Source organism: Desulfomonilia bacterium, assembly GCA_036567785.1.
In the GTDB taxonomy this organism is placed as follows: Bacteria; Desulfobacterota; Desulfomonilia; order UBA1062; family UBA1062; genus DATCTV01.
The window spans coordinates 30,936-56,272 of record DATCTV010000033.1 but is presented as its reverse complement, the minus strand read 5'-3'; the positions used below and the strand labels follow the sequence as shown (position 1 = coordinate 56,272).

Below are 25,337 nucleotides of genomic sequence, written 5' to 3'. Positions count from 1 at the left end.
TTATATGGAAAGGTGGAAGTATTCTATGAAAATGAAACGTATTCTCTCGGTTTTCTGTATCGTTCTTCTTCTGGCCTGCCTCTTTGCAACAACCGCCTATGCTGCACCCTCCGGTGATGTGGCTGGTGCGATAGAGAACACATGGAACGATGCCTCCAGCCAGATTAAAACAGTGGTCAATAAAGTTGTATTCCCTGCGATAGACCTGGTTCTGGCGGTGTTTTTCTTCGCCAAACTTGGGACCGCTTATTTCGATTATCGGAAGCATGGTCAATTTGAATGGGCCGCGCCGGCGATCTTGTTCGCCTGTTTAGTATTCACGTTAACGGCTCCGCTTTACATCTGGACTATCCTTGGAATGTAGGAGGTATGAAAATGAATTACTTTGAACAGGAGCTTCGCAGGCTGTTCGGAAATGACACAACCATCTCTGATAAAAAGTTTGTCGGAAGGGCTTTCTTCGGGAAGCTCACCGACAACCTCCGCGTGAAAATTGAATTCGTCACGATGGGTACAGCGGACCATTACGAGGCGATCAAGGCAACCGTCATCAACCGAAATGACGGACCGGTAGACGCTGTAACTCTGCGCTTTTCCGACCTGTTTGGCAGGAAAGCGGTCAGCAACCCGAACTTCAGAAATGGTGTAACCCCGTACATATGGAAGTATGGGGAGGAAATCGATTGGTATGTCTACAAGCCGAATAAAGCGGACTATGATCAGATATCCGAGGCCATCAACAATTACCTTGACGTGTTCAAGGAACCTTCGCAGGAGATGGAGCAGTCCGGACAGAGCAAAAACGGCCTGACAATGCAAGGTATCTAAAACAACCTTTTCGGGAGCTTGTAAAATGACAGGCTCCTTATTTTTTTGTCAAGGAGGTGATGCCCATGTTTATATGGGACTTTGCAGCCGATACCGTGCTGAAACAGATTCTGGATTGGGTCTATGGTCAGATCATTGGCTTTCTCGGCAACTTTTTTTCTGCTATGGGTAATATGGGCGCCGATCTGTTCGAAATGACCTGGGTGAACTCCATTGTCCTGTTCTTTTTCTATCTGGCTTGGGCGCTATACGGCACAGGGTTGGTGGTATCCGTCTTTGAGTGCGGCATCGAGTATCAGTCCGGCCGAGGAAGCATTAAGGACACAGCGCTCAACATTCTCAAGGGCTTTCTGGCGGTGGGGTTGTTTTCCACGGTACCGGTGGAGCTGTATAAGCTCTCCGTTTCCCTGCAGAGCAGTTTCACAGCCGGCATTACCGGATATGGCTCCGGCGTTGATACTCTCGCGGGTAACATCATCAGCCAGCTGTCCTCGGCTGGAAGCCTGGACAGCGCAGGGACAGCCGGCGTGTTTGGAGGCGCCGGAAGCACAATCAACCCGATCATGATGCTGTTTATTCTTATTATGATGGGCTATGCAGTGATCAAGGTTTTTTTCGCCAACCTCAAGCGTGGCGGTATCCTGCTCATCCAAATAGCTGTAGGCAGCCTTTATATGTTTAGTGTTCCGAGAGGCTATCTGGACGGTTTTGTCAGCTGGTGCAAGCAGATCATCGGCCTGTGCCTTACGGCCTTCCTCCAGTCCACAATCCTCATAGCAGGTCTGATGGTAATCAAAGACCACGTTCTGCTGGGGCTGGGGTTGATGTTGGCAGCCGGAGAAATCCCCCGCATCGCCGGAGCCTTTGGACTGGATACCAGCACCAAGGCCAACCTCATGAGTGCGGTATATACCGCTCAGACCGCCGTCAATATGACACGCACTGTGGTAAAGGCGGTGGCTGCGAAATGAAGCTGGTATATATCTGTTCTCCCTTCGCGGGAGATATCGAAAACAATCTTCGGTTTGCCAGAGCCGCCTGCCGCTATGCCGCGGATCAAGGGTGTGCGCCCATAGCTGTCCATATGCTGTACCCGCAAATCTTGGATGACTCAGTCCCCGCTGAAAGAGAGGCCGGCATTCAGATGGGCTTGCGAGTACTGGCCTCCTGCGATGAGGTATGGATTTGCGGTGAGCGGATCAGCCACGGAATGGGCTGTGAGATCGCGGAGGCCGAGCGGCTCGGCATTCCAATACGGAACATATCAACAGAACAAATAAAAGGAGGAATCGCTATGAAGCAGTACGGTATTTGGGCACGGCAGAGCGCCGGCTCAATCTGCGGAAAAGAAAGGGAGATCGAGCTGGAGGAAGCGCCCTCCTCCGGCATGAAGCTGCAGCTGTGACTTCACTGCTGACCCTCGGAAGCCTGTTCGACGGGATCGGTGGATTTCCGCTGGCAGGCGTCCGGCAGGGCTTTACCCCTGTATGGGCCAGCGAAATCGAACCGTTTCCAATTAAAGTCACGAAATTACGGTTTCCGGATATGCTCCATGTTGGCGACATCACACAGCTGAAAGGTGCCGAACTGACTCCCGTGGATGTGGTCTGCGGGGGGAGTCCATGTCAGGATCTTAGTGTGGCAGGAAAACGCGCCGGCCTTCAAGGCGAACGTTCCGGGCTGTTCATGGAGCAGGTTCGTGTCATCAAGGAGATGAGAGCGTATGACAAAGCAAACGGAAGGACAGCTGACGCTGTTCGACCTCGGTATATGTGCTGGGAAAATGTTCCCGGAGCCTTCAGTTCCTCAGACTCCGAGGATTTCAGGGCGGTACTCGAAGAAACCTGCAGAATTGCTGACAGTACCGTATCTATACCTCGACCTCCGGGAGGGGTATGGCAATCTGCTGGGGCCATATTGGGAGATCAATTCTCCGTTGCTTGGAGAGTATTGGATGCTCAATACTGGCCCCGCACCCCGCAACGGAGGAAACGTATCTACCTTGTTGCAGATTTTGCAGGCCGAACCGCACCCCAAATATTATTTGAGCAAGACCGCTTGTTTGGGGATTCTGCGGAGAGCGAAGAAACGCGGCAAGGAGCTGCCGCCTGTCCTGAAAAAGGCACTGGAAATACAGGCGGGAATCCGTCCAATCACGGAGATAACGGCAGAGAATGTCTGACACCGTGGGATGTGCAGAGCCGCCGTATTTATGAAAGCGGCGGTGTTTGGCCCTCCCTTTACAGCGGCGGTGGTGGTGGCGGCGGACATGGTTATGTAACAACAGAAAAAGAAAACCTGTCCTGCTCGGATAATCTGCCGGTAGCCTTCGCCTGTAACCAGCGGGATGAAGTGCGGGAACTGAATGACGTGGCTGGTACGATACAAGCTCAGCCCGGCATGAAGCAGCAGACCTTTATTGCCGAAACACCGAATCAGGACTGCTCAAATTGTTTAACACCCTGGGATACTCAACAGGATAGAATTTTTACGCCAGAAAGTATTGCTCCAACCTTGGCCGGCGCAGACGGCGGCGGTGGAAGAAATCCGGGTGGACTCCTGTTTGCGGCTTCTTTTTCTGCCGGGCAGGGTTCGAAAGCCGGAGGCATAGGTTATCAGGAAGAATGCGCGCCAACGCTAAAGGCTTCGGAAAGCGGTACAAACATGGTACCATCGGTGCTGTGCCTGAATGACCAGGGCGGCAACCGTATGGATATCACTGAAAATATCACAGCTACGCTGCGGGCGCAGATGGACGGACATCCCCCTCTTGTATTGGGGAACCAACCGGAACTGTTCGAGAACCATGGCATTGACTCGCGCTATACTGGCCCCCATGAGATAGTCTCAACGATGTCCGCCCGATATGGCACGGGGGGTAACAACGTGCCGCTGATTTCCCAGCCGGCTGTTCTTCCAGATGAAGAATGTGCCGATCTGTCACCTGACGAAACCTACTGTATCGCCGGTAATATTATCGACCGGCAGGATCATAACGGCGGGAACGGCATCGGCGTACAGCCTGACATCAGCTATACCGTAACGGCCACTGATCGGCATTGTGTCTTTTCCCAGCAGCGAAGTGACGAATATGCACAAAACGAGGTGGTCAGCACCCAAAGCGCAAGACAGTACAAGGATGCAACCGACCTAGTGTGCGAATCTGACGTCGCCGGGCTGGACTGCCGGAACGGTGTGGAAAACGGCGATCTGTGTGGAACCCTCCAGTCTAAAACGGATGGTGGGTACTCCCTCAACAACGTGCATCCTGTTCGCGTCGGTAAGCTGATCCGGAGACTGACGCCGCTGGAATGCGAACGGCTTCAAGGGTTTCCGGATTATTGGACGGACATCCCCGATGCATCGGACAGCGCCCGGTACAAAGCACTCGGCAATAGTGTGGCGATTCCCTGTGTGGAGCATGTGCTCCGGGGGATCGCCTATTTTTTACAGAAATTCAAGCAAGAAAAGGAGGCTTCCTGATATGTACATTTACCCTGACAACCTGAAATCCAAGGCGGTGCTGTGGCTGTGGCAGCTCCGCGACATCGGCGTGATCGGCATCGGTCTTTTACTCTCTGTGTTTGCGCTGGCTCAGCTCCGTTTCCTGCCGCCCATCGTCATCACCGCCCTGTATGCGTTTCTGACCATACGGTTTGACGATACCAGCATCCTCGACTTTATCAAATATGCCTGCGCCTTTTTCTTTACGAAACAGCAGGTCTACGAATGGGGGTACACCAAGTATGAATAAAACAGAAAAGAAAAAAGTCAAGCAAAAGCAGTTTACAAGACAGCTCATCAATACCAGGGCCGTCACCGACTACAGCCTGGCGACGAACCGGGGCGACGAGTTAGTATACTTCTGCGTCAAGCCGACCAATATTTCCGTCCTTTCCGAGGAAAGCATCTCCGCCAGGATCTACGCATTGATGACAGTGCTCAAGGGTATGGCCGAGCTGGAGTTTTTATGCTTGAACAGCCGGGAGAACTTTGAGGACAACAAGCAGTTTCTCAGAACCCGGTTGGAACAGGAAGGTAACCCGGCAGTGAGAAGGATGCTGGAGCAGGATCTGACTCAGCTTGACCGGATACAGGTGCAGATGGCGACGGCCAGAGAATTCCTGGTGGTGATCCGGCTCCGAAATGAGAAGGAAAGCGAGGTGTTCCCCTACTTAAACCGCATAGAAAAAACTCTGCGTGAGCAGGGCTTTTCTACTAAGCGCGCCGGCAAGGAGGACATCAAACGCTTGCTGGCGATCTATTTTGAGCAGAACGTGACTACTGAAAAGTTTGAAGAATATGACGGTGAAAGATGGATGATTTTAAATGATTGATTTTCCCGCTTTTACAGAGAGAAAAAACAGCATTAGAAAGCAACCGGCAAATGCTCCTGTCATAGGCTTGCCGGTTGCCTTTTCATATATGAATTATTCTATAGACATGGCATCCATAATCAACTGAAATATTTGTCTGCTTGTTTCACTGTCACGATAGGTCAAGCTGTATAAAAGATCGTTGGTGAGTCCCTGCATGAACCCTGCAACCACAGGCACAATAAAAAACCGTTCCTTAAGCGCGAGATTTAATTGTTCCATCAAGTTTTCATCAACAAGGAGAATGATTTTTTTATAAAGCTCGCACAGCTTTACATCATCCAGGATATTCAACATACCAACCTGTTCTCGCACATAAGACTGAGTGGCATATTCCATAAACGCATCGGCCAATAAAGCGCTGTGCAGGCTCATAATTGTTGTTCTTTCCTGATAGGTGTCCTGCTGTAAATCGAAGGACTGTTTTACAGTTTGATAAAAAGGGTGTTCTTCCAGTGCCCCGCTGCCATCCATCACGGCATAGCAGAGATTTTGAAGCTCAGAACCTGCCTCAAAGCCTTTTTCTGCGGCTTCGTAGAGCAAGGTGTTGTTGGCGGCTTCCAGCACGTAGGATAGATAGCTGTCAAGCAGATAGCCCTGCTTGCCGAGCTTTTCACGGATTTCTTTTGCAAGCTTAAAGAGATTTTGAACAGAGCATTTTATACGCTCTGGTTCAAAAGTGCCAATAAAGCTGTTCCTGTTTTCAAAGATGTTCATATGATCCCGACCTTTCATAATATGGTCGGAAATTTCCCTGTGTATAAAAACACATGCAAAGGTGAGGGCGGTTCACGCCCGTTCCCCTTGCACGCGCGAAAGTTTATCCTTGTGCAGCCATAAAAAACGAGGTAAAATAACCTTGTCATGGTGCCGTTTAACGGTTGTGCAGGGTGCTTGTCTCACCTTGTGCAGGGCGGATATGCTCGTAACATATTCGCCTGCCATGATGCTTTTATTTTTCCGAGAAATCCCCGTTGATGTCTATATGAGCTCTGACAGAGAGAAAAGTCAAGAGATAAACGCTATTATCCAATGGCAATGTTGAAATTTTATTTTAGATTTATTATTTATAAATGGCACAGCAAATTGACTTTCGGTGCATAAAGTGATATTATGATGGCAAGAATATGAGATAAAAATCATGGTTATAATATCACTTTAGGGGGTGAAAATATGGAACAGACCGGATATGGAGAACACATTGCCCAAACCGTCAAAGATATGCCTTACGAAGCAGCAATCCAAACCGAGGACATTGCGGAGCAGTTGGCTGAGAAGTTCGCACTTCCATACGATCAGGCCAAGACCTTAACCAACGTCAAGCTGAAACGGATGGCGGACAAGGGCGAGATTGAGCGACTGCAAAAAGGTGTCTACTGCCATGTAAAACAAACCGTTTTTGGGAAGGTCACGCCCAGCATCGACCAGGTGCTGTTAAAAACACTAACGATACAAAATGGTGTAAAAATAGGTTATGAATCCGGGGCTTCCCTGTTCAACAAGCTGGGGCTGACAACCCTGATTCCCCGTGACATAGAAATCACTACAAACCGTTATGGAGCTAAGCTGCCGGAAGGCTGCCATATCAAAGTGCGAAAGCCGCCTGCGGTTGTGACGGACGAGAATTGGAAATACCTTCAGTTCATCGATATATTTGACGAACTGCCAGATGCGCATACAGATGCGGAAAACCCGAAGCAGTTGCTGTTGCAGTATGCAAAAAGGCAACAATTAGACAGCCTTACACTGATCTTCACAGCGCGCAGATACTACTCACAGAAAATAGTGCTGCCGCTCATTGATTTACTCATGGAGGTGAAAAATGAAGCTACATCAAGATAGAGAAGCGTTTGGAGATTTGCTTTCCGATATCAGCCGGAGAACCGGCATTCGAAGCGACATCATAGAGAAAGATTATTATCTTACTCTGCTTCTATGGGAGTTGGCGGAAAAGCAGGGTACGCTTCCGGCATACTTTAAGGGCGGTACCGCCTTGTATAAAGCAATAGGCCGTATGAAGCGCTTTTCCGAAGATATCGATCTTACAGTTGAGATACAGAACTGCTCAAAAAGTCAAGGGAAAAAGCGTCTGGAGGTAGCGGCGAACGGCTACATCACCCTTTTGAGAACAGCAGACAAAACAAAGGAAAGCAATCAAAGGGGCAGCATCACCAGTGTATATGAATATGATCCTGTTACCAACATTGATGCTGATGATGCGCTTCAACGGTTTGGATATGTGAAAGTTGAGGCGACATCCTTCACCATCAGTGAGCCTGTTGAAACCCTTGAGATCTCGCCTCTGCTCTATTCGGAAGCTACCCAATTACAACGTCAAGTCCTGGAAAGCAGTTATGAGGTCAGACCGTTTGTGATCGGGACCATTAAGATGGAACGGATTTTTGCAGACAAAATACTGGCTGCAGAGTTTTACTACCAGCGCCGTATGCTGTTTGACACCGCAAAGCATCTTTACGATCTGACCACGATGATGGAGCAGGACAGAATACAGACTCTACTTTCTGCACCGGAGGACTTGATAAAAATGCTTGCCTACAAGCGCAGAGAAGAAAAAGAAAGAATTGGAAGCGATCTTACGGAAAAACCGTTTTCCGAATTTCAGCTGTTTCAGGCAATTGATGTTGATGCAGAACTTTCTGCAGCCTTTTCAAAGATGCAGGAGATTTATGTATTTTCACAGAGGGATATCCTTTCGCCCACACAATTGTCTGTGTCCATGAGCGCACTGAATCAATCCTTGCTTAAACTGGATGAAGGTCTACAAATGACACAGACCACCAGTGAAGGCCCGCAACAGCAAATGTTCTGAAAGCAGTGGTCGAAGAATGGACTACTGCTTTCAATTTTTTATTTGCATGCAGGCGGTATACTCTGCGGAAAGTGAAATACATTCTCAGGATCGTATTTGGCTTTAACCTTAGTCAATCGTTTGAAATTGCTGCCATAATACGCCTCAGGCCAGTTCTTGATCGAGAGGTCCTGCGTATTAACGTATACGCCTTGGGTAAACGGGCGCATCGCCCTTCGGAAGTCCTCCACCCAGCGGATGCCCGGAGTAGCCCCTTCCGGTGTACTCCAAGTTGCAAAAAAGGACATGTTCGACAGAGCCTTGCGGTAAAAGTATGCCGTTGCATCATTCGGAACTTCAGCAACCGCTCCGCCAAGGCCGTGGAAAAAGACGCTGACCGAAGAAGTAGGCGGCTCGCTGATGAAACGTTGAATGATGTCTATACCTTCATCCGGCAGCAGCTTATTAACGAAAGGTCCTACGCTCTTGAACGGCTCGGGAGTATCCGGCTGAGTGGCTCCAATACGGGCCGCGGCCTCAAGCCAAGGTATTTCTTCAATTGTTACCTGTTGCGGTGTACCAGCCTGGAGTAAAGGCTGCAGCAGGCGGCGCAGGTCTTCGGCAGAGCCGAGGAAGACCCCCTGCATCATCAGAAGGGACTGCTGCCCTGAAGCGATTGTGAGCAGCGGGGTAAGCCGATTATCGGAATCGGGGACCGTATACTCCTGCCAGGTTTTCAGCACCGGCTTCAAATCGCACAGATCCCAGTTTATTGCGACGTAGGCAACTGTGTCGATTTGGTGCGTACGGAATTTAAAGGAGGTGCAGACTCCGAAATTTCCGTTGCCGCCCCCTCGCAGGGCCCAGAACAAATCGTCGTTGTGGTTGGCATTTGCGCGAAGCACGCGGCCGTTGGCGTCAACCATCTCCGCCTCGATCAGGTTGTCAGTCGCCAAGCCCCACGGACGGGACAGACTGCTCTGACCGCCGCCGAGAGTAAAACCAGCGATGCCTGTGGTCGGGCAAAGGCCGGGCGGAACGACCAGCCCTTTGGCTCCCAGTGCCTCGGCCAACTGGAAATCACGCAGTCCGGTCTGAACCGTTACAGTGCCGCTTTGACTGTCCACCTCCACACGTTTCATATCGCTGACGTCAATAACGAGCCCGTTATCGACGACCGAAAGCCCCTCATAGTTGTGGCGGCCGGAGCGTATGCGGAACGGTCTGTCTTTTTCGCGCGCCCAAAGCACGGCGTTGACAACATCCTGCGTGTTTTGGGCGAAGACGATGACACACGGATATCTGTTGAAGAACGTGTTAAATTCCTTACGTGCCGAACTGTATTTACGATCCCCGGGGATCACAATACGTCCTGTAAGTTCTATATCATTTTTCATAATAGGTACCTGATTGCGCTGCCAGCGCTCCTCTTATTATAGCCTGCTCAAGGACCACCGCAGCGGCAGTGCCCACCTGTGTAACGAGGCCATCACTCGACAGGTTACTGGCGTATGAACCCAGAGCAAGGCAGAAGACCGTGTCCCCGTCCCACTGAGTATGATTTGGAGATATGGCCCGGGCCATTCCATCGTCGGCAAGTTTTGCCACCCGGTTTGCCTCAGCCTTTGTTAGCCTCGCTGTGGTAGCCACTACGGCGATTGTAGTATTCAATTTTAAAAGAGGTGATGGCACTCCGTCTAGCATCGCCCTTGTCTGATTGACGAAAGTTCCATCAGGGCGCAGCGCTCCTACGACGATACGTCCCCGATCCCATACGTCTCCGACAGGATTGACTACTGCTAAGGCCGCCACCACGGGGCCACCGGGAATGTGAAGAGAGGCAGTGCCCAGTCCGCTCTTCATGGGCGTCCCGTAGATTTTACCAGCTGTTGCTCCCGCCCCAGCACCTACATTTCCTTCCGGCACTGGACCCGCATTTGCAGCCTTACAGGCGGTGTAAGCCAGGGCGGCATCCGGTGGGGATGAACCCTTGGCGTAAGGGAGGTCATAAATGACCGCTGCAGGTACCAGAGGTACATCGTCGAGCCCATGTTCAACAATCCAGCGCATCACACCGCCTGTCGCCGGCAGTCCGAAGAAACTGCCACCTGTGAGGAGAACGCCGTATACAGGATACTCCGCAGTACCGGGACGGATGCTGTCGGTCTGCTGGGTACCGGGGTTACCTCCGCTTGCGTCTACGCCGGGGACTGCCCCAGCCGGGCAAAGAATCACTGTGCATCCCGTACGGCCGCTTCTGTCCTCAGCGTGTCCCACCAGGATACCGGGAACATCAGTCAGTCCTCCCATGGTTTTTATATTTTGATATTTTCCATCACTCAATTTCATCACCTCAGTCTTTTAAGAGATATAAGATATAATACCTAGACATTAAGAAATAACATTATGTACCATCCTTAACTAGTAGCTTTCATGGTACAAAAACAACCTGTCAGTTCAGGTTCATTATGCTAAACATTCAATTATCTCAGCCAGTTTCAGTTTGCCACATTGTATATTATTAAAAAGGTAGAAATCATGTGCATGTCTCCCAAACGAACAGACCCAAACCGTTCTAATCGTAGTGGCTTTTCTTATATATAAATCACACATTCCTCACAGTTATACGAGTTCGAATAAGCGGACTGCGTTTGCCATAACAAAGCAAATGACAATACCTGTTATTGTCGGAAATGCCATATTATTGTATCGTAGAACACTTTATAAATGAATCATTTATCCTTGAGCTGCCGCAATGTGGTAGTTTTTTATTTTCAAACAAAATCGGAAAGGATGGTAAGCCAATGTCAAGAAAAATCAAACCACAGAGTATCCCGCAGGAGGATATCCGAATTCAGGAATTCCTCGACATGATCGCGCCCTCAGTAGTCAAATTCAACACAGATCATTTTATCTGCGGCAACACATACCGATGCGTATGGGCTTTGCGCGAATATCCAACAGAAACGAGTGAGCAGGCCATCCTGCGGCACCTGGGGGAAAAGGACGGCGTAACCTTGCACATTTACACCCGGCATGTGTCCCCCGTGGAGGAAAAGAAGATCATTAGCAATGCTGCCAATAAAAACCGGATGCAAAGAAGCAGCACCCAGGATCTCCAGCAGACGGTCACGGCCGAAAGCAATCTGCAGGATGTTGCCAATATCGTAGCGCAGATGCACCGGAGCAAAGAGCCGCTCCTGCACACAGCAGTATATATCGAGCTGTTCTCCCATGACCTCGACCAACTCAAACTCCTGCAAACAGAGGTGCTGACCGAGCTCGTCAGGAGCAAGCTCAATGTGGACAGACTCCTGCTCCGTCAACAGCAGGGATTTCTTTCGGTCATGCCTTCTGGCTGGAACGTGTTCGGGGATCAGTTTGAACGGGTGCTGCCTGCCAGCTCTGTTGCAAACCTTTATCCTTTCAACTACAGCGGGAAAACCGATCCCAATGGTTTCTGCATCGGGCGAGATAAGTTCGGCAGCAACATCCTCGTGGATTTCAACCGCCGTGCTGATGACAAGACCAACGCCAATATCCTCATCCTCGGAAACAGCGGCCAGGGTAAGAGCTATCTGCTAAAACTCATCCTGACCAACCTGCGTGAAACAGGTATGCATATCCTGGCTCTTGATCCTGAGATGGAGTACGAGGAACTGACCTTAAACCTTGGCGGATGTTTCATTGACCTGATGAGCGGTGAATTTATCATCAATGTTCTGGAGCCGAAGTCATGGGATGAAAGTGGCGATCCCAAGGACACGGAAGCGCCCCAGGCGTTCCGTCAGACCAGCAAGCTCAGTCAGCACATCAGCTTCCTGAAAGATTTCTTCCGTGCCTATAAGGATTTTAATGACCGCCAGATCGATACCATCGAAATCATGCTGGGTAAGCTCTACGATAAATGGGGTATCACGGATCACAGCAACTTTGACCGTTTAAAGCCCACGGACTATCCGATTCTGTCTGACCTGTATGACCTGATCGAGCAGGAATACAAGACCTTCGATGAGGGTAAGCGTCAGCTCTATACCGCCGATATCCTGCGGGAAATCTGCCTTGGGCTCCACTCCCTGTGCAAGGGCGCGGAGTCTAAATTTTTTAACGGGCACACCAATATCATCAGCAATGAATTTGTGACATTCGGCGTCAAAGGGCTTTTGCAGGCCAGCAAAAACCTGCGCAATGCCCTGCTGTTCAACATTTTGTCGTACATGTCAAACGAACTGCTCACCACCGGGAACACCGCGGCCAGCATTGACGAGTTGTATCTGTTCCTGACCAATCTGACAGCCATTGAGTATATCCGAAATTTTATGAAGCGCGTCCGCAAAAAGGAAAGCGCGGTCATCCTCGCGTCGCAGAATCTGGAGGATTTCAACGTGGAACATATCAAGGAACTGACGAAGCCCCTGTTCTCCATTCCGACTCATCAATTCCTGTTCAACGCCGGTTCCGTTGACGCCCGCTTCTACATGGATACACTCCAACTGGAGAAGTCAGAATACGACCTGATCAAATACCCGCAGCGTGGCGTGTGTTTGTACAAATGCGGCAATGAGCGGTACAACCTCATGGTCCAGGCGCCGGAATACAAGTCGGAGCTGTTTGGAAAGGCAGGTGGACGATAATGAAAGGTCGTGATAAACCATGGAGATGAAGGAGCAGCGCTTTGGTATTGAAATTGAAATGACCGGCATAACGAGGCAGGAGGCAGCCAATGTTGCTGCCTTATATTTTGGCACCGCAGCAAATTATGATGGGTATACATACAGAACCTATTCGGCGCTGGATCAACAAGGGCGAAAATGGAAATTCGTATATGACAGCAGCATAACCGCCCAACAAAAGGTAGGAAGATCAGTTGTTGAAGCTGATGACGAATATAAAACTGAAATGGTAAGTCCCATTTGTCGGTATGGTGATATTGAAACCATTCAGGAGCTTGTTCGTAAGCTGCGTAGCGCAGGTGCCATCGTTAACAACAAATGCGGCATTCACATTCATGTAGATGCCTCCCCGCACGATGCAAAGACCCTTCGGAACATTACTAATATCATGGCCTCCAAGGAGGATCTGATCTATAAAGCAATGCAAGTGGAAGTGGTAAGAGAACAGCGTTATTGTAAGAAGGTTGAACAGAGTTTTCTGGATGAACTCAACCGGAAAAAGCCAAAAACTTTAGACGCGGTCAGCCGCATTTGGTACGAGGGTGTGGATGGGCGAAATGAACACTATCACGACAGCCGCTACCATTGCCTCAATCTGCACAGCGTGTTTCAAAAGGGCACCATAGAATTTCGGCTCTTCAACAGCACCACCCACGCCGGCAAGGTCAAGGCTTATATCCAACTTTGCCTTGCCATCTCCGCGCAGGCCCTCAATCAAAAATGTGCCAGCCGGCAAAAGACCCGCAGTACCAACGAAAAGTACACCTTTCGCACTTGGCTCCTGCGGCTGGGGCTGATCGGGGATGAATTCAAAACGGCGCGGCTCCACCTGCTGGAGCACCTGGATGGCTGCATCGCCTGGAAAGACCCGGCGCAGGCCGAACAGCAAAAGCAAAGGTTAAAACAGAAAAAAGAAAAAGAGCTGGCCGAGGCTGCGCAGAGGGCATCGGGGCAGCCGGTGCCGACAATTGAAAGTGGACAGGAACGGACCGAGGCGGAAGAACAAAGCCTCGGTCTTTCTATGTCCATGTAATGTTTAAAGGAGGAACGAACCAATATGAAACAAGAAACGCTGTACATTGCTTACGGCAGTAATCTGAACCTGCCGCAGATGTCCTTCCGCTGCCCCACCGCCAGGGTGGTCGGCACCAGCGAAATCAAGGATTATGAGCTGCTGTTCCGCGGCAGCCCAAGAAGTGCCGTAGCGACGGTAGAGCCGCTGAAGGGCTCCAGTGTTCCTGTGCTTTTGTGGAAGCTAAAGGAACGTGACCTGCAGGCCCTCGACCATTATGAGGGATACCCCTCCTTTTACCGCAAGGAAATCCTTCCGGTGGAACTTAAAGGAAAAACAACCTCCGCCATGATCTATATCATGAACGATGGGCATCCCTTCGGAGCTCCGTCCGATTATTACCTGAATACCATCATGGAAGGCTATTGCTCATCCGGCTTTAACACAGAATTTCTGGAACAGGCTGTGGAGAAATCCATCCGGCTGGCGCAGGAGCAGCAGGAAGCAGAGCCGGAACAAGGTACCTTGTTTGATCCAAATCTGAAATGGTGGTAAAAAACAAGCCGTACCCTTCGGTACGACCTATCTCTTAGTCGCCTTCCTTCAACATTGCCTCAATGGTTGCGTGAAGGATTCTAAGCTGTTTGTCACTGCACCGGCGCATCAGCCGCTCGGTCTTGCTAAAGGCTACATCCTCCCGCTTGGGAAAGAACAGCGTATCCAGTGACAGGTTCAATGTCCGGACCAGCCGGTATAAAAGTTCAAGGGACGGCTTACGGTGTTCGCTTTCGATGTGTTTGATGTGTGTCGGTGTAATTCCGACCAGCTCCGCCAGTTCTTCCTGCGATAAGTGTTTCTCCAATCGCGCGGCGCGGATAGCTGAACCCAGCTCACCCTTATCCAATATGGTACTCATAGCTATCAGCTCCTTACGATATTAGCTTAGAGGGTCTATTGGGAATTGAAAATAAGCAAATAGAGATTTATAATGTCCCTATGAGCTAACATCATAAAGAGAATTTACTAAGGAGTGTGAAGTATGAACGATCAACTGGAGAAAACGGAACTGGACATCAATCATACCTGCTGTTTTACCGGCCTTCGTCCGCAGAAAATGCCCTTCGGCTTTGATGAGAGCAACGAGTTCTGCAAGCGGATCAAGAATCATCTGGAGCAGGAGATCATTCACATGATCACCGAGCAGCAGGTAACCCATTTTATTTGCGGGATGGCCCTCGGTGTTGACCAATGGGCTGCAGAAGCCGTCCTGTCACTGCAGGAGCGGTTTCCGCAAATAACCCTGGAATGTGCGCTCCCCTACGAAACCCAGGCGGAAGCCTGGACGGTGGAGCAGCGTGAACGATATTTTTCCATTCTGGAAAGATGCTCGAAGGAAACCCTTCTGCAAAAGCACTATACCAGTGACTGCATGCAGAAGCGAAACGGTTATATGGTCAACAAGAGCCGCTTTGTCATCGCTGTGTGGGATGGATCGCTGGGCAGCACGTCCAATACGGTGCGGTTTGCCCGGCACCGAGGTAAAGAAATTCAGATGATTGATCCCATGAAGCTGTAAAACAACAAAATACTAAGTACATAAAACAGGGTGCTTTCCGCTGAGTCGGAGGCACCCTGTTTCGTTTTGAAAGGAGGAAACTAAGTGGCAGACCCTGCAACCATTACCCTTGCGGTGAAAGCCGCCATCGCTGCCGCTACTGACAAGCGAACGTGGAAGGCGGTAGGCGTCCTGATCGCCGCCATTTTGACGCCCTTTATCCTCGTGATCGTCATGATACTCAGCCTGCTCTCCGGCACATCACAGCACAACAACGCCGCCATTGACCTGTGTTTCAATGGCGGCGTTGCTGGTTCCGCTGTCCCTGCCGATTACACGGTCTACATTAAGGACATGAGCAGTTGCTTTTCTGTTCTGGATCAGGCAATCGCTGATACGGAGGCCGGAATGAACGGCGGCGCTTTGGACAATGTCCGCATCAAATCCATTTTTTATTCTCTGTATTTCGGCGCGAAAAATCTCTCCCTGTCCGACGCCGAGGCCAGTGCCTTCGTGAACTGCTTTGTGACTTATGAAAAGGATTCCGAGAATCACACGGTTGCTGTCCCAGCCAGTCTGGACACGGCATACGCAAATCTCGAAGCGTCAGGGATTCCGGTCTCGAAGGAGTCAAAGGCCAATGCCCTGCAGATCTATCAAAGGATTGTCTATGGAGGTGCCGGATCATACACCGGGGAGATAGAATACGGCGGCAAAGGCGGCACAGCATTAGACGGGTTAACCCTGCTCCATCCGGAAACCAAAAACAACCTGGATCTGGTGACCTATGCCGAAAATGCCTTTAACTGTGGCTGGGGGTATGTATGGGGAACCTACGGCGATGTTCTGACAGACTTGCTGTTCGAATACAAGCTGAAGCAGTACCCGGACGGCGTGGGTGACTATGAAGATTTCATCCGCGAGAACTGGCTGGGCGGCAGGACAACGGACTGTGTCGGCCTCATCAAAGGCTATGGCTGGTATAACCCGGACACCAAGACAATTGAGTATGGAACCAACGGCATGCCGGATGTGGGTGCGGACGGTATGTACAATGCCGCTACCGTCAAAGGCTCCATGGATACCATGCCTGACACACCGGGCTTGGCCGTTTGGAAATCGGGGCACATCGGTGTATACATCGGCAATGGAGAAGTGATCGAAGCGATGGGAACAAAATACGGCGTCGTCAAAACAAAGCTCGAAGGCCGCGGTTGGAAAGCGTGGCTGGAGGTTCCGTACATCAGCTATGAAACCAAATAACATCAACCCACGGCCTGTCGGATGGACAGGTGGAAAGGAGAAAACCATGCTGCATTTGAAGGCGGTCTTTGAGAGAAAGACCAACGAATTTCCTGTGAGAGACTGTGTCATCGAAAACATCGTGGAGCTTCCGGCAACAGAATATGCCCGTTTTCGCTCCAACCTGATCCGGGACGCCGATTTCATCGCAGAGAATAAAAACAGAATGTATCAGGATGAAAACGGCATCCAGCACTGCCTTTTAGTGCTGGGTGAAAACAGCACGGAAGGCGTTCTTGTTCAAAGCGAAGGTTATGACTATGCCAGGTATGCCAGCCTCCTGCCGGGAGCGAGAGACTTTGTAACCGCCCGGCTGAATGAGCTGGCTGATCAACTCGTCCGGGAGGGGACGCAAAACACCAGAAGCGGCGTCTGGGCCGTTCACTTTGGAGAAATCAGAGACAAGTATCATGTTACCCTTGACCCTACCAGCAACATTACTTCCATGTTGTTGAATGTTTTAGAAGCAAGACGTGAAATGGCGGTGGTCGAACCCATGGAGTATGGGTTCGATATGGTCATGTTCTCGGCTTACTGTCCCAACATTCAGGAGGGCGCGACTGAGCAGGGGCCGGAGGAATCCAGCATGACAATGAAATTTTAAGGAGGAAATAATCATGAGTATGACTGAATTAAAGGTATCCTTCCCTACGGAGAAGCTGGAGGCACTCCGTTTTTTTATCGGCAAAAAGGACCAGACAATCGAACAGGAGCTGCAGGATTACCTGGACAAGACCTATGAAAGGATGGTACCCGCACAGGTGCGGGAGTTTGTGGAGAGTCGCATGGAGCAGATACCCGCACAGCAGCAGACGCAGGAACCGGAACAATCTGCCGCTTCGAGGGAGCGACCCGCACGGCAGACCCGCCGCCAGAGGGAACAGGCCGCGCCTGGACCGGCCTCTGTCCCGGAAGCTCCTTCCGAGTCCGAAGGTCCCGCCGAGCAGGAAAATCAGGGCATGACCATGAACATGTGATCTGCAGAAAAAGAAAAAGGGGGTGTCAATCATGATCAAGCTCGGAGTGGACAATGGAAACTACAACGTTAAATCCTCAGAGGGGATGCTCTATGCCTCTGGCTACGCAGTGAGCGACAAGGAATTCATTACGCCGGAGATGCAGCTCTTTTATGAGGGAAAATACTACGCCATCGGGGAACGCCGCCTGCGTTTCCAGCAGGACAAAACCAAGGAACCGGATACGTTTCTTCTGACGCTGCCGGCCATCGCGGACGCCATGAAAAAAGCCGGCGCGACCAACACGGAAATAGCCTTGGGCGTGGGGCTGCCCATCGACAGTTATGGAACCCAAAAGGAAGCGTTCCGCAGGTACTTTCTGCGGAGCAATGTCTCGTTTATGTTCGAGGGCACCTCCTACCGTTGCCACATCACGGAATGTAAGGTGTTCGCCCAGGGGCATGCCGCACTGTGCCGGTATTATCCGCGGCTGTCAGAATACCGGGGCATAACGCTGGTAGACATCGGAGGATATACCGTGGATGTGCTCACAGTCCACAATTTCAAGCTGGACAGGTCGAGCTGCGCCAGCCTGCGCATGGGGACCATCACTCTGTATAGCCGCATACAGGATGCGCTCCAGAAAAGTGATATCCTGTTGTCCGATGAACTCATCACAGACGCCATCCGCGGCGAAATCCAGCACACCGACAGCAAGCAGATTGCGGTTGTGGTAGATCAGACGGTGGCGGCTTATTGTAAGGAGCTGTTCAATGCTCTGCGAGAAAGGGGTCTGGACCTAAAGCTCCCCACGGTGTTCGCGGGCGGCGGCGCGGAGCTGCTGGAATCCCGGCTGTACAATGACAGCCTGAATACGGTAGCAGTGCTGAACCGGTTTGCCAACGCAGACGGGTATAAGCTCCTGATGGGGTGATGATATGGCAGAACGAAAACGCTACTTTTTATCCTTCGACAGGGACAATCCAAGACACCGGGAAGCCGAAGCACTCTACTTAAAGCAGGCTGCCAGACAGCGTTCCGATTTTGTAATCACCTGCATCCTTTCAGCAAATCAGGCAGAGCATCTGGAAAGATCTGTTCGAAAAGCAATCAGGGATGAAATAAGAAAGCTACGACTGACTCCAACAGACGCACATGAGGAACCGGATGGGGCTGTTCAACTGAGCGATCTTCCCAGCAGCCTGATCAACGCACTGGATGAATTGTAACCATGATGGTATACTTCCCGGCATTCGTCGTGAAAGTATACCATCATGGCAATTTTTTCTCAAAAACACATGGAAAGGAGCGCGAAGCTCATGAAGCTGGATACCATTCAAATCCGGTATAACACTGAAAAGCTGTGCATCATTCGGCAGTATATGGATGACACAGCACTGCAGGCCGAGCTGCAAACCCAGCTGCAGACTCTTTATGAAAAGCATGTACCAGCTGAAATCAGGGCTGGTATTGACAGTCAGGAAGGAGGCACCGGCTTATGAAAGAACCGATGACGCTGGAGCAGTTCCGGCTGGAGCATCCGAACGATGTGATCGTAATCATGTCGCCCGGAGGCTATGTCACCATCTCTCCCGACAGACCGCTGGATCAGTTATACGCTCACGCAGGTGTGAGAGGTACGGAAATTCCGGTCTCCTGGGAGGAACTCAAAGACCAGACCGTTGAAAGCTGCAATTTTAATGAGGCCGATGGAAACTGGTATCTGCTTACGGCAGAACCCTCACTGGACTGCCCGACGCAGACCATCGGCATGTAGCTCATTTTTTTCTCTCTGCTGTTCGCGCTGCGGGCTCCAGAGGGACATGAAACAGGAGGATGACATATGAGCGATACGTCTATTGAACTGTGGCTTAACAAATATCAGCACGATGCGCTGGAGCGCATTCTCACCCAAAACGGAACAGATATTGAAGCGGTGATGCAGGAAAAGCTATCGGAGTTATATCTCCAGACGGTACCGGAACAGGAACAAGCGGAGATCAGCAGCCGGATCGAGGCTGATCGCCTTGCGGACGAGCAGCGCGCCCGAGAAATGCGCACCTTTTCGGTGTATCACATCACGGAAAATGGCGCCGAGCATTACTTCGAGTGCGATCTCCCCATGGAGCTGATGCAGACCTCATGGCTTCTGCGCAGATACCAGCGCGGAGAGATCGAACAGAAACCCGAATGCTTCGCCGCTTCCTTTCGGGATACCATTCCCATCGATGCTCAGAAATTCGAGGAACATGTCAGGACACGCATGGACAATACCGAAAAAATCACCGGGGTATTCGACATGGACTTTGACAGGCAGGAAATCTCCGGTGTCCATATCATGGACGGCTGGAAAACCTACTCCATGAAGGATGCCAGCACCGCGGCCTATCACGCTTATCGCGCCGATTACCTTCCGGTGGATCAGCGCTGGAATCGCTTCTGCGAGCACCTCGACGGCAGAGAGCTGACGCCGGAGCAAGACCCTCAGATGATGACCATGCAGTAGCGCAATGACAGCATCGCCCGTGTTGTCGCCTGTGTGCCCCTGTGTCGCGTTTTCCCGGCAGGGATGGCACAGTAACACCTTTGAGAAAGTAAGGCCCCGTGTTGGGGCTTTGTGCGACGGGTTGAGGGAAGCCATCATTCTGGCTTCCGGGGGTGAACCATGGGCATGAAAACGATGCTGGTTAAAGGCAGGTGGTCGCTTTGCGCCCACCTACCGATAAACACCGCCCCGCAACGCGGGTCGGGGATGTTCCGGCGGGTACACCTAAATAGGGTGTTGGTCACCTCCTGGGTGGTCAGAACTCTCTCCAACCTGCCGCTTGACCTAGAAAACAAAGCTTTTCCGGGGTACACCCGTCAGGTGGTTCCGGGAGCTTTTCAGACAAGGAGGCTAATTATGAGTGAAGAAATCAAAACCCGAATCCCGCTCTGGCTCTATCCCAGCACCATAGAGGGTATGGATGCGATCCTGGAAAAGGATAACTGTAAAAGCCGCAGTGAATTTATTGAAAAAGCAATCCGTTTTTACAGCGGATATATTTCCGCAGAGGATGGTATGAAATATTTGCCGACCGCAATCACCTCCGCTATGTCGGGCATTGTCAGCTCATCGGAAAACCGTATGGCCCGGCTGATGTTCAAGCTGGCGGTCGAAATGTCCATGATGATGAATATCCTCGCCACCACTGCGGACATTGATGAAAACACCCTGCGTCGACTGCGGGGCAAATGCGTGAATGACGTGAAAAAATCGGTTGGCTCCGTGACTTTTGAGGATGTCGTAAAATTCCAAAAGGGTGATTAATCATGCCAAGGATTATCTTAAAATGCGGTTATATTAAAAATGATCCGGAGCATATAAAGAACCTGATTGAGTATGTGGGGACGCGGGAAGGCGTGGAAAAGCTCCCTCAGTACCGACGAAGCCAACCTGCCACCTCAAAGCAGATCGAGCGTATTAAGGATATTCTCACCCAGTTTCCCGATTCTAAAAGCCTGTTTGAATATGAGGACTATAAAAATAAGCCGACTCTCGAAAATGCATCAGCATTTATTACCGCAACCATTGAGTATAATCTGGATCAGCTGACTCATCAGGAGGTCTACGTCAACTACATTGCCACCCGTCCCCGCGCCGAAAAGCTGGGCAGCCACGGCCTGTTCACTGATGAGGATGAGCCGCTGGTTCTGTCTCAGGTAGCCGAAAAAGTGGCGGAGCATATCGGTAACATCTGGACGCCCATCATTTCCATGAAGCGAGAGGACGCGGCCCGGCTGGGATACGATAACGCCTCCGCATGGATCGCCCTTCTTCGTCAGCAGCGCAACATCTTTGCGGAACAGATGAAAATTGCACCGGAAAACCTCAGCTGGTATGCCGCCTTTCATAATGAGGGTCATCATCCGCACTGCCATATGGTTGTTTACTCGATTAATCCCCGAGAGGGATATGTCACCAAGCAAGCCATTGAAAAGATGCGGAGCAGCCTGGCGCGGGAGATCTTTCACCAGGATCTGCTACAAATTTACTCGGAGCAGACCACCCAGCGAAGCGCCCTGACAGAGCAGAGTCGGAATAGCTTGCGGGAGCTTCTGGAACAGATGCGTACAGGAACCTGCGAGAACCCGGTGATCGAGGATCTGATGTCCAGACTGGCGGAGAAACTGAAGCATACCACGGGAAAAAAGCAATATGGTTATCTGCAGGTCCCGCTGAAGGAGCTGGTCAATCAAATTCTGGATGAGCTGGCAAAGGATGAGCGCGTCGCGGCAGCCTATGCCAAATGGTGTGAGCTGCGCAATGAGGTTCTGCATACCTATAAGGACAAACTGCCCGAACCTCTTCCGCTCTCACAGCAGAAGGAATTCAAGCAGATGAAGAACATGGTGATTGCCGAGGCGGTAGACCTCGGTAATAATCATCTCACCTTTGAAGGCGATGAAAACGCTGAACCAACCTACGAGGAAGAAACCGCTGTCTTGGATGATGAGCCGGAGCAGCTCTTGGCAGAGTCGGGAGCCGTGTTTCAAGAAGCAGTGGAAGGTCAGGATTACAACTTTTCTGACACTCAAGGCTGCGCATCTTCATCGGATTCCGATGGAATAGAACCCGGCAAACCGCATATTGCATGGAGCGACCGATATAAAGAAGCCCGAACCTTTCTCTATGGCAGCGATGATAAGGAGCCGGACTTTGAACAGGCCCTCCGGCTGTTTCTGGAGGAAGCCGAGGATGGCAACGCTCTCGCCATGCACGACCTCGGCAGGTTGTATGCGGATGGGCTTGGCATGGAGATTGATACAGATACCGCTTTTTATTGGTATGAGAAAGCTCTCTTTGCGTTTATGGATATTGAAGCAGAAAAAGAAAACCGGTACACAGAGTACCGCATCGGAAAAATGCACGCGGCAGGACTCGGCACGGCACAGGACTATGAGGAAGCGGCCGGCTGGTTTGATACAGCTGTTTCGAAAAATCATAAGTACGCGCAGTATTCGCTTGCCGATCTGTACTACCGGGGGCAGGGTGTTGAGCAGGATTACCAGACCGCCTTCGAACTATACCGCCGATCTGCAAGACAGAATGTTCCGTATGCCCATTATGAACTGGCAAAAATGTACCGGGACGGTATAGGTACCGCGCGAAATACCGAGGAAGCTGAACTACATTTTGAGGAAGCCTTCTTTGGGTTTCAGAGACTGGAGGAACAGAGCCATGACGATAAGCTCCAATACCGACTGGGTCAGATGCTATACACCGGCACCGGGACGGAAAAAGATGTAGAAGCTGCCATCATTTATTTTGAAAAAGCGGCCCGTCTGGGAAATGTTCATGCAGAGTACATGCTCGGCAAAATATACATGGATGCAGATAGCGGTCATGAAAATGTTGAACAGGCCATCCTGTGGCTTACAAAGGCCGCAGATAATGGCAATGATTTGGCGCAATACGCTCTTGGAAAGCTTTTCAGGGACGGAAACCATATAGAGAAGAATATAGAAAAAGCTACTCTTATCTTTACCCTCTCGGCGGAGCAGAACAACCACTATGCAGCCTATGCCCTCGGTAAGCTGTTTCTTGTCGGGACCGAGATACCAAAAAATATGGATTCCGCCCTGAAATGGCTAATGCTGTCCGTTGATCTTGGAAACCAGTTTGCCCAATATACACTCGCTAAGCTATATCTTACCGGAGAGGATGTACCAAGGGATGTTTCCAAAGCGATAGAACTGTTCACGAAAGCGGCGGAACAGAACAATTCATTCGCTGCATATCAACTTGGAAAGCTCTATCTGCAAGGTGAAGATGTTCCGAAGAATGTGGAAGCTGCTATGAAATGGCTGTCTTCATCTGCGGAGCAAGGCAATCAATATGCCCAATATGCTCTTGGCAAGCTTTATTTGATGGGTAAGGATATTCCACGTGACAGAGAAACTGCGGTACGCTGGTTAACCCTTTCCGCAGAGCAAGGGAATATCTATGCACAATTTTTTCTCGATCATCTGGATTCTTTCCGTGATCCCTCCCTCTTCCTTTCAGCAACGAAGCTCCTGCACCATATGAGTCGAATTTTCCGGGAGGAAGAACAAAGGTTTCCCAGGGGACCGGGCATGCAGACAGAAAGTAAACTGCGGCGGAAGATCAGGGAGAAAAAGATTGCCCAGGGCCATGCCCCGGATGACCACGAACAAAGGCTTACCACTTATTAAAGCAAAGGAGTGCTCTTATGAAAAAAAAATACCCTATCAGGCAGGAGAAAAAAGTGCTGCCTGATGCAAAACCCAACCGTTTCACATTTACACCACCTGCCAGACAGCGGGTGGCTTTTTTTCGCCGCTGCGGAAAGCGCAGGTACATTGATAAGGAGGTGCCAATGGATGTCATATATTCACTTTACAGATGACGAAAAACAGCGCGCCAACTCCGTCGACCTGGTGGACTTTCTTGAGCGCCAGGGAGAGAAGCTCACGAGGTCTGGTCCTGAGTGGCGATGGAAACGGCATGACAGCGTGACCGTCCGCGGGAACGAGTGGTTCCGGCACAGCCGTAAGGAGGGCGGTCACGCTATTGATTTTGTTCAGGAGTTTTATAACGTGAGCTTTCCCGAAGCAGTGCAATGGCTGCTCGGTGGTGACGCTGGCGTGGAGTGGAACCAGACCTCTAAAAGCGCACCGACGCCTAAAAAAGACTTCGCACTGCCGGAGGTCAATTCCGACATGCGCCGGGTGTTCGCCTATCTTATCAAACAGCGGTTCATTGACCGGGATGTGCTCGCGCACTTCGCCCATGAGAAGCTCATCTACGAGGACAAGGAATATCACAACGCTGTGTTTGTTGGGCTGGACGAAAAAGGAATCGCCCGGCATGCCCATAAGCGGGGAACTTATACCCAAGGCGCACCATACAAGGGCAACGTGGAGGGCAGCGACCCGAGATACAGCTTTCACTGGATTGGAAAGAGCGGTAAACTGTACGTTTTTGAGGCTCCCGTGGATATGCTGTCCTTCATCACACTTCACCTAAAGGACTGGAAAGAACACAGCTATGTCACGTTGGACGGAGTGTCGGAACACGCCCTACTCCAGCAGCTTCGACAAAATCCGCATCTGTATGAGGTTGTTCTCTGCCTGGACCATGACGAGGCTGGGATCGAAGCCGTTGGACGTCTGAAGGGCATTCTTGTAGAAAACGGATACACAAACACAGCAATCATGCAATCCAGCTACAAGGACTGGAACGAGGATCTAAAAGCCAAACACGGCGTGGAGCCGATTCCCTCTGAAGAACATCCGAAGATGATGCTTCTTCCGCAGGTATGCGCTGTGCTGCCCGATCTGTGTGAAGCTCTCAAGGCAAACAGGGATATCCGTACATTCCTGACGGATTGCTTTCAAGCTCTGGAGCCTCTTGTGAATTCCGGGAAGGTCACACCGGAGAACGCCACCGCCGTTAGAGAATGTCTGGAGTGCATTACGGCGGGTTCGCTGCTTTTGGCGAAGGAGCTGTGCCGACAGCTGGAGCGTCCCGTGACCACAGAGCAGCTTGTTCAAAGGCTACAGTTCAGTTACCGCCCACATGAGGACAGAGGCTGGCTCCGTACCCGGATGGAGGATATCCGGAGCGTGCTGGAGGAAATCAACCACATGGTGAATACGCCCGGTATCTGCAGAATAGAAGATCAGCGGCGCCTTGGCAGCTCATATCTTCGCCTGGCTCTTGACTGTATCAGGGCGAGGATGTTCATTGAGCTGGAACCGCAGGTAATGCTGTCAAAACAGGAGCAACCAAAAAATATAATAATGACGATGTAAAGGAGGGA

The 25,337-nt window shown here is 50.8% G+C and carries 30 protein-coding genes; 25 read left to right on the top strand and 5 right to left on the bottom strand.

Annotated elements, in window-relative coordinates; all coding sequences use genetic code 11:
- The first annotated feature begins 25 nt into the window (after nt 1–25).
- The 7 genes from VIS94_08140 to VIS94_08110 all read left to right on the top strand — a co-directional run bounded on the left by VIS94_08140 (nt 26) and on the right by VIS94_08110 (nt 5,165).
- Nucleotides 26–364 (top strand): DUF3852 domain-containing protein, encoded by a 339-nt coding sequence (locus VIS94_08140; GenBank protein HEY9161039.1) that lies wholly within the window; start codon nt 26–28, stop codon nt 362–364.
- 11 nt (nt 365–375) lie between these two features.
- Nucleotides 376–828 carry a hypothetical protein gene (locus VIS94_08135; GenBank protein HEY9161038.1) on the top strand — a complete coding sequence of 151 codons (453 nt, stop codon included), beginning with the start codon at nt 376–378 and terminating at the stop codon, nt 826–828.
- 65 nt (nt 829–893) lie between these two features.
- On the top strand, nt 894–1,799 hold the full coding sequence (locus tag VIS94_08130; GenBank protein ID HEY9161037.1) for a conjugal transfer protein TrbL family protein: 906 nt from the start codon (nt 894–896) through the stop codon (nt 1,797–1,799).
- Complete coding sequence (locus tag VIS94_08125; protein ID HEY9161036.1) at nt 1,796–2,233, top strand: DUF4406 domain-containing protein; 438 nt, start codon at nt 1,796–1,798, stop codon at nt 2,231–2,233. The genes VIS94_08130 and VIS94_08125 overlap by 4 nt, the downstream gene beginning before the upstream one ends.
- Entirely contained in the window at nt 2,230–4,311 is a 2,082-nt protein-coding gene (locus tag VIS94_08120) for a DNA cytosine methyltransferase (protein ID HEY9161035.1), read from the top strand. Before VIS94_08125 ends, VIS94_08120 begins: the two co-directional genes overlap by 4 nt.
- Before the next feature lies 1 nt (nt 4,312).
- Nucleotides 4,313–4,582 (top strand): hypothetical protein, encoded by a 270-nt coding sequence (locus tag VIS94_08115; GenBank protein HEY9161034.1) that lies wholly within the window; start codon nt 4,313–4,315, stop codon nt 4,580–4,582.
- Entirely contained in the window at nt 4,575–5,165 is a 591-nt protein-coding gene (locus VIS94_08110; protein ID HEY9161033.1) for a hypothetical protein, read from the top strand. Before VIS94_08115 ends, VIS94_08110 begins: the two co-directional genes overlap by 8 nt.
- 93 nt (nt 5,166–5,258) lie before the next feature.
- Here VIS94_08110 and VIS94_08105 read toward each other — a convergent pair whose 3' ends face one another.
- Nucleotides 5,259–5,921 (bottom strand): hypothetical protein, encoded by a 663-nt coding sequence (locus VIS94_08105; GenBank protein ID HEY9161032.1) that lies wholly within the window; start codon nt 5,919–5,921, stop codon nt 5,259–5,261.
- A gap of 456 nt (nt 5,922–6,377) precedes the next feature.
- Between VIS94_08105 and VIS94_08100 the strand changes: the two genes are divergently transcribed.
- Complete coding sequence (locus VIS94_08100) at nt 6,378–7,046, top strand: DUF6088 family protein (protein ID HEY9161031.1); 669 nt, start codon at nt 6,378–6,380, stop codon at nt 7,044–7,046.
- Nucleotides 7,027–8,034, top strand: a complete 1,008-nt coding sequence (locus VIS94_08095; GenBank protein ID HEY9161030.1) for a nucleotidyl transferase AbiEii/AbiGii toxin family protein — start codon at nt 7,027–7,029, stop codon at nt 8,032–8,034. The genes VIS94_08100 and VIS94_08095 overlap by 20 nt, the downstream gene beginning before the upstream one ends.
- A gap of 38 nt (nt 8,035–8,072) precedes the next feature.
- On the opposite strand, the gene VIS94_08090 is transcribed toward VIS94_08095, so the two are convergent.
- Nucleotides 8,073–9,410: an FAD-binding oxidoreductase gene (locus tag VIS94_08090; protein HEY9161029.1), complete on the bottom strand. Its 1,338-nt coding sequence runs from the start codon at nt 9,408–9,410 to the stop codon at nt 8,073–8,075.
- Nucleotides 9,400–10,356 carry a P1 family peptidase gene (locus tag VIS94_08085; GenBank protein HEY9161028.1) on the bottom strand — a complete coding sequence of 319 codons (957 nt, stop codon included), beginning with the start codon at nt 10,354–10,356 and terminating at the stop codon, nt 9,400–9,402. Before VIS94_08085 ends, VIS94_08090 begins: the two co-directional genes overlap by 11 nt.
- 461 nt (nt 10,357–10,817) lie before the next feature.
- On the opposite strand from VIS94_08085, the gene VIS94_08080 reads away from it, so the two are divergent.
- From VIS94_08080 to VIS94_08070, 3 genes are read left to right on the top strand one after another with little or no spacing between them, the layout of a single operon-like run.
- Nucleotides 10,818–12,647 carry a DUF87 domain-containing protein gene (locus tag VIS94_08080; protein ID HEY9161027.1) on the top strand — a complete coding sequence of 610 codons (1,830 nt, stop codon included), beginning with the start codon at nt 10,818–10,820 and terminating at the stop codon, nt 12,645–12,647.
- 19 nt (nt 12,648–12,666) lie between these two features.
- Complete coding sequence (locus tag VIS94_08075) at nt 12,667–13,719, top strand: amidoligase family protein (protein HEY9161026.1); 1,053 nt, start codon at nt 12,667–12,669, stop codon at nt 13,717–13,719.
- Nucleotides 13,720–13,743: 24 nt separating this feature from the next.
- The gene (locus VIS94_08070) at nt 13,744–14,253 is read left to right on the top strand and encodes a gamma-glutamylcyclotransferase family protein (protein HEY9161025.1); all 510 of its coding nucleotides are present in this window, start codon (nt 13,744–13,746) and stop codon (nt 14,251–14,253) included.
- 34 nt (nt 14,254–14,287) lie between these two features.
- Here the strand turns inward: VIS94_08070 and VIS94_08065 are convergent, their stop codons facing one another.
- Nucleotides 14,288–14,614 carry a helix-turn-helix transcriptional regulator gene (locus VIS94_08065; GenBank protein ID HEY9161024.1) on the bottom strand — a complete coding sequence of 109 codons (327 nt, stop codon included), beginning with the start codon at nt 14,612–14,614 and terminating at the stop codon, nt 14,288–14,290.
- Nucleotides 14,615–14,737: 123 nt separating this feature from the next.
- Between VIS94_08065 and VIS94_08060 the strand changes: the two genes are divergently transcribed.
- Entirely contained in the window at nt 14,738–15,274 is a 537-nt protein-coding gene (locus VIS94_08060) for an SLOG family protein (GenBank protein HEY9161023.1), read from the top strand.
- 80 nt (nt 15,275–15,354) lie between these two features.
- On the opposite strand, the gene VIS94_08055 is transcribed toward VIS94_08060, so the two are convergent.
- Nucleotides 15,355–15,489 carry a hypothetical protein gene (locus VIS94_08055; protein ID HEY9161022.1) on the bottom strand — a complete coding sequence of 45 codons (135 nt, stop codon included), beginning with the start codon at nt 15,487–15,489 and terminating at the stop codon, nt 15,355–15,357.
- Here VIS94_08055 and VIS94_08050 point away from each other — a divergent pair.
- From VIS94_08050 to VIS94_07995, 12 genes are all read left to right on the top strand, one after another.
- Nucleotides 15,488–16,516, top strand: a complete 1,029-nt coding sequence (locus VIS94_08050; GenBank protein ID HEY9161021.1) for a hypothetical protein — start codon at nt 15,488–15,490, stop codon at nt 16,514–16,516. The two genes, VIS94_08055 and VIS94_08050, sit on opposite strands and share 2 nt — an antisense overlap.
- Before the next feature lie 46 nt (nt 16,517–16,562).
- Nucleotides 16,563–17,159, top strand: coding sequence for a DUF6329 domain-containing protein (locus tag VIS94_08045; protein ID HEY9161020.1), 597 nt, complete (start codon nt 16,563–16,565; stop codon nt 17,157–17,159).
- A gap of 13 nt (nt 17,160–17,172) precedes the next feature.
- Nucleotides 17,173–17,532 (top strand): DUF6103 family protein, encoded by a 360-nt coding sequence (locus tag VIS94_08040; protein ID HEY9161019.1) that lies wholly within the window; start codon nt 17,173–17,175, stop codon nt 17,530–17,532.
- A gap of 31 nt (nt 17,533–17,563) precedes the next feature.
- Nucleotides 17,564–18,445, top strand: a complete 882-nt coding sequence (locus tag VIS94_08035) for a ParM/StbA family protein (GenBank protein ID HEY9161018.1) — start codon at nt 17,564–17,566, stop codon at nt 18,443–18,445.
- A 4-nt stretch (nt 18,446–18,449) separates the two neighbouring features.
- Nucleotides 18,450–18,740: a plasmid segregation centromere-binding protein ParR gene (locus tag VIS94_08030; GenBank protein ID HEY9161017.1), complete on the top strand. Its 291-nt coding sequence runs from the start codon at nt 18,450–18,452 to the stop codon at nt 18,738–18,740.
- A gap of 90 nt (nt 18,741–18,830) precedes the next feature.
- Entirely contained in the window at nt 18,831–19,013 is a 183-nt protein-coding gene (locus tag VIS94_08025) for a hypothetical protein (protein HEY9161016.1), read from the top strand.
- A complete protein-coding gene (locus VIS94_08020) occupies nt 19,010–19,288 on the top strand; it encodes a hypothetical protein (protein HEY9161015.1) in 279 nt (92 codons plus the stop codon). The genes VIS94_08025 and VIS94_08020 overlap by 4 nt, the downstream gene beginning before the upstream one ends.
- A 66-nt stretch (nt 19,289–19,354) precedes the next feature.
- On the top strand, nt 19,355–20,017 hold the full coding sequence (locus VIS94_08015; protein ID HEY9161014.1) for a hypothetical protein: 663 nt from the start codon (nt 19,355–19,357) through the stop codon (nt 20,015–20,017).
- A 396-nt stretch (nt 20,018–20,413) separates the two neighbouring features.
- Nucleotides 20,414–20,821 (top strand): hypothetical protein, encoded by a 408-nt coding sequence (locus tag VIS94_08010; protein HEY9161013.1) that lies wholly within the window; start codon nt 20,414–20,416, stop codon nt 20,819–20,821.
- A gap of 2 nt (nt 20,822–20,823) precedes the next feature.
- The gene (gene mobP3, locus VIS94_08005; GenBank protein ID HEY9161012.1) at nt 20,824–23,727 is read left to right on the top strand and encodes a MobP3 family relaxase; all 2,904 of its coding nucleotides are present in this window, start codon (nt 20,824–20,826) and stop codon (nt 23,725–23,727) included.
- A gap of 17 nt (nt 23,728–23,744) precedes the next feature.
- A complete protein-coding gene (locus VIS94_08000; protein HEY9161011.1) occupies nt 23,745–23,921 on the top strand; it encodes a hypothetical protein in 177 nt (58 codons plus the stop codon).
- Entirely contained in the window at nt 23,896–25,329 is a 1,434-nt protein-coding gene (locus VIS94_07995; GenBank protein HEY9161010.1) for a DUF3991 domain-containing protein, read from the top strand. The genes VIS94_08000 and VIS94_07995 overlap by 26 nt, the downstream gene beginning before the upstream one ends.
- The last annotated feature ends 8 nt before the right edge of the window (nt 25,330–25,337 follow it).